The sequence below is a fragment of the Asanoa iriomotensis genome (genome assembly GCF_016862515.1).
Classification (GTDB): domain Bacteria; phylum Actinomycetota; class Actinomycetes; order Mycobacteriales; family Micromonosporaceae; genus Asanoa; species Asanoa iriomotensis.
This window is the reverse complement of the sequence record NZ_BONC01000158.1, coordinates 1-4494: the sequence shown is the minus strand read 5'-3', so window position 1 is coordinate 4494 and position 4494 is coordinate 1. Positions and strand designations below refer to the sequence as shown.

The window sequence follows — 4494 nt, the reverse complement described above, 5'->3', positions numbered from 1 at the left end:
CCGGCTGCCCAGGGCATAAGGCAGCCGGTCCTCGAGCAGCAGCGTGCCGGTGGGCAGCCGGGACAGGTTCTGCAGGCGCAGGATCACCCGCGAGCTGGCGCCGACCTGCACCCGGTGTGGCTCGAGCGACCTGCTGCAGGCCAGCTTGTAGCGGCTGCGGCCGACGTAGGCCGCGGCCAGCAGCGGCAGGATCGCCAGCAGCACCGCGACCCGGAGCAGGTCCTTCTCGCCCAGGATCAGCGCCGACAGGGCGGCCGCGCCGCCCGCCGCGAGGAACGAGCGACCGCGCGTGGTCAGCCCGCGCAGCGCTTCGCGCACGTCACATCCTCCGGTAGTCGCCGCGCCCGTCGCTGGACTGGGGCCGCGTGTCGTATGGGTTGCGGCCACGGTCGTGCGGGAGCGGCAGCCGGTGAACGATGTCGGCGACGATCGCGTCGGTCGTGCGGCGGGCGAGCTGCGCGTCGGCGGTCGGGATGATCCGGTGCGCGAGCACCGGCACGGCCAGCGCCTGCAGGTCGTCGGGGAGCACGTAGTCGCGCGACTCCAGCGCGGCCACCGCGCGCGCGGTGCGCAGGAGCTGCAGGGCCGCCCGGGGGGAGGCGCCCAGCCGCAGGTCGGGTGCCTCGCGGGTGGCGGTGACCAGGTCGACCGCGTACTGCTTCACAGCCTCGGCCGCGTGCACGTCGCGAACCGTGGCGATCAGCCGGCGCACGGTGGCGGCGTCGGAGACCGGCCGCAGGCCCTGCAGCGGGTCGTGCGCGCCGTGCGCGTCGAGCATCGCCAGCTCCGCGGCCCCGTCGGGGTAGCCCATCGCGATCCGGGCGGTGAACCGGTCGCGCTGCGCCTCGGGCAGGGGGTAGGTGCCCTCCATCTCGATCGGGTTCTGCGTCGCGATCACCATGAACGGCGTCTGCAGCTCGTAGGTGGTGCCGTCGACCGTGACCTGCCGCTCCTCCATGCACTCGAGCAGCGCCGACTGGGTCTTCGGCGACGCCCGGTTGATCTCGTCGCCCACCACCAGGTTGGCGAACACCGCACCCGGCTTGAACTCGAAGTCGTGGTTCTCCTGGTTGTAGACGCTGACGCCGGTGACGTCGCTCGGCAGGAGGTCGGGGGTGAACTGGATGCGGCGGACGGAACAGTCGATCGACCGGGCCAACGCCTTGGCAAGCTTGGTCTTGCCGACGCCGGGTACGTCTTCGATCAGGAGGTGACCCTCGGCCAGCAGGACGGCGAGTGCGAGCCGCACCGTTGCCGTCTTGCCTTCGATGACCTGCTCGATGTTGGCCACGATGGCATCACTGGCGGCTCGGAACTCGGGACCGGGCAGCGGTGTGCCCAGTTCGTCCCAGGTCTGTTGTGTCACGGGCCTCCTCCTCGGGGGTGCTGCGGCTTCATATGCAAGAGCGTCTGGGCCCGTGGTTTGGTTCACCCGGCGCGGGCAGAATTCGGCAAGCCGCCGCACGCACCGCCGGCCCCACCCGTGCCATCAGGCTAACTGGATTTTTCGACCGCGCCGACCCGGCCGCCCACGCTGTCCAGGATGGGCGCTTTGACCGCCGGGCGGGGCTTAGCCCCGATAACCGCGAAACAACGACATACCGCGCGATGAATTGGCGGATCGATATCTTTCACAAACGATCATCGAGGGATATCGTGACGCCTCATGGCTTCCCCTCAGGCGGACGTGAGTCCGCAACCGGCAGAGGGACCGTTATCCCTCGAGAACTTCGGCTACCGCCAGGAGCTTCGGCGGGAGCTTCGATTCGTCGACATGCTCGCGTACGGCCTCGTGTTCATGGTGCCGATCGCGCCCTTCGCGATCTTCGGCTCGGTGTTCCAGGTCTCCGGCGGCATGGTCGCGCTCACCTATCTGGTCGCGCTCGTGGCGATGTTGTTCACCGCGAACTCGTACGCCCAGATGGTCCGCGCCTTCCCCATGGCCGGGTCGGTCTACAACTACGCGAGTCGCGGAATCGCGCCACCGGTCGGATTCGTCGCCGGTTGGGCGATCCTCCTCGACTACATCCTGGTGCCGAGCCTCCTCTACGTGGTGGCCGCATTCTCGATGAACGCGATCGTGACCGCGATTCCGACCTGGCTCTGGCTGATCGTGTTCGTCGCCGTCAACACGGCGGTCAACTACCTGGGCATCAAGATCACTGCCACGGTCACGCGCTGGTTCCTGCTCGCCGAGCTGGCCGTCCTGGCCCTCGTCGTCGTGGTCTTCCTGATCGCCCTCGGCCAGGGCAAGGGCAACGGGCTCTCCGCGGGCACGGCGTTGTTCAACGGCGACCTGTTCGGCTGGTCGTTGATCTTCGCCGCGGTCGGCGTCGCGATGCTCTCGTTCCTCGGCTTCGACGGCATCTCGATGCTGGCGGAGGAGAACCGCGAGGAGGCGCAGAAGATCGGTCGCGCGATGGCCGGCGCGCTGATCGTCGCGGGCGCGCTGTTCGTGCTGCAGACCTGGCTCGGCTCCATGCTGGTGCCGAACCCGGACGGGCTGCTGCAGGGCGGCGCGGTCGTCGGCGACGAGTTCGCGCAGGCGGCCGAGACGGCCAGCGGGCACTGGATGTACGTGCTGACCTCGCTCGCCACCGCACTGGCCTGGGGCATCGCCAACGCGATGGTCGCGCAGGGCGCCACCTCCCGGCTGCTCTTCGCGATGGCCCGCGACAAGCAGCTACCGGCGTTCCTGGCCCGGGTCTCCCCGCGGCACGCGGTGCCGACCAACGCGGTGTTCCTGGTCGCCGGCCTCTCGCTCGTGCTGGGCCTGACCCTCTGGTTCACCCGCGAGGCCGACGCGATCACCGACCTCGGCCGGCTGGTCAACTTCGGCGCCCTGGTCGCGTTCATCGTGCTGCACGTGACGGTGTTCTGGTGGTACGTGGTCCGCAACGGCAGCCGTGACTGGGCCCGCCACGCGATCCTGCCGGCCCTGGGCCTCGGCATGCTGATCTTCGTGGTGATCAACCAGAAGATCTTCGCCCAGCTCATCGGCGGCATCTGGGTGCTCATCGGCGTCGTCGTGGTCGCGTTCCTGGTCGCCACCAAGCGCACCCCGGTGCTGGCCGGCATGTCGGAGGAGACCACCGTGGACCCCGACGACAACGTGCCCGCCGCACCCTAAGCTCCACACTCGAAGACCCCACGGAAGGCGGAAGCGTGACCGACGTCCTCCGCTACCGGCCGACGGCCGCCGAACTGAGCTACACGTTCGGCGGCCGCGAGCCGGTGGCCCGCATCAAGCCCGGTGACATCCTCGAGACGTACACCGAGGACTGTTTCGGCGGCGTCGTCCTCGGCGTCGACGACCTGCCCTCGCGGGTCTGCGAGTTCCCCTACCTCAACCCGGTCTCCGGACCGTTCCACGTGGAGGGTGCGGAGCCCGGCGACACGCTCGCGCTGCACTTCGTGTCGATCACCCCGGCCCGCGACTGGGCCGTCTCGTCGACGTTCCCGCACTTCGGCGCGCTCACCGCCACCCACACCACGGCGATGCTGCACGAGCCGCTCGAGGAGCGGGTCTGGCGCTACGAGATCGACAGGACCAACAAGCTCGTCCGGTACGCGGCCCGCAACAGCGACTTCACCGTGGACCTGCCGCTGGACCCGATGCACGGCACGGTCGGCGTCGCGCCGGGCGCGTTCGAGGCCCGGATGACCATCGTCCCGGACGTGCACGGCGGCAACATGGACACACCGGAGTTGCGGGCCGGCACCACCGTCTACTTCGGCGTCAACGTGCCGGGCGCGCTGTTCGCGCTCGGCGACGGCCACGCCCGGCAGGGCCACGGCGAGGTCAGCGGCGTCGCGGTCGAGGCCGCGATGGACACCGTGGTCGCCGTCGAGCTGATCAAGGGCGTCGCCACGCCCACGCCCCGGCTGGAGACCGACGACCACCTGATGTCGGCGGGCTCGGCGCGGCCGCTCGAGGACGCGTTCCGGATGAGCCAGCACGACCTGGTGACCTGGGTCGCCGACGCCGGCAAGCTGGACGTGCTCGACTCGTATCAACTGATCAGCCAGGCCGGTGAGGCACCGGTGGGCAATGTGTGCGATGCCAACTACACGATGGTCGCGAAGGTGGCGAAGCGCTACGTTCCCTCCGTCGACATGTATCAGGGCGCCCACGCCCGACTACGCGCCCTCGCCGACAGCTACCGCTGACGCCGTCGAGGGGGAGGGACAGACGACGTGCGGCTGCGTGAAGAGCTGTTCCTGCTGGGCTTCGACAATGCCGGCAAACCGGCCGTCCACCCGGACAGCCTCGACATCGGTGTGGCCGGCGCCCGGCTGGTCGAGCTCGTGCTCGCCGGCCGGGTCGCCGTCACCGGCGGCCGCCTCGGCGTGATCGGGATCGCGCCGACCGGCGACGCCGACGACGACAAGCTGCTCGCCGCGATCAGGCTGGCCGCCCAGCCGCCGCCGCTGGCCGGCGCGCTGACCCAGCTCCGGGTCGGCGCCGGCGAGGCCGTCCGCGACGAACTGCTC

At 70.0% G+C, this 4494-nt stretch carries 4 protein-coding genes and 1 pseudogene; 3 read left to right on the top strand and 2 right to left on the bottom strand.

The genetic code is table 11. From position 1 onward, the window contains the following. Both Air01nite_RS40595 and Air01nite_RS40590 read right to left on the bottom strand, forming a co-directional pair. A pseudogene (locus Air01nite_RS40595) lies at nt 1-318 on the bottom strand (DUF58 domain-containing protein); the annotation flags it as partial. 1 nt (nt 319) lies between these two features. Continuing rightward, nucleotides 320-1366 carry an AAA family ATPase gene (locus tag Air01nite_RS40590; protein WP_203708837.1) on the bottom strand — a complete coding sequence of 349 codons (1047 nt, stop codon included), beginning with the start codon at nt 1364-1366 and terminating at the stop codon, nt 320-322. A 300-nt stretch (nt 1367-1666) separates the two neighbouring features. Here Air01nite_RS40590 and Air01nite_RS40585 point away from each other — a divergent pair, with 300 nt between their 5' ends. The 3 genes from Air01nite_RS40585 to Air01nite_RS40575 all read left to right on the top strand — a co-directional run. Then, entirely contained in the window at nt 1667-3130 is a 1464-nt protein-coding gene (locus Air01nite_RS40585) for an APC family permease (protein WP_203708835.1), read from the top strand. A 35-nt stretch (nt 3131-3165) separates the two neighbouring features. After that, nucleotides 3166-4170, top strand: coding sequence for an acetamidase/formamidase family protein (locus Air01nite_RS40580; RefSeq protein ID WP_203708833.1), 1005 nt, complete (start codon nt 3166-3168; stop codon nt 4168-4170). A gap of 27 nt (nt 4171-4197) precedes the next feature. Continuing rightward, on the top strand, nt 4198-4494 hold a 297-nt coding region (locus Air01nite_RS40575), incomplete at its 3' end, for a GOLPH3/VPS74 family protein (RefSeq protein WP_203708832.1).

Bases quoted from the DNA above. Each gene is read 5' to 3' on its own strand.
- Air01nite_RS40585 (WP_203708835.1), top strand. From the start codon at position 1,667: ATGGCTTCCCCTCAGGCGGACGTGAGTCCGCAACCGGCAGAGGGACCG.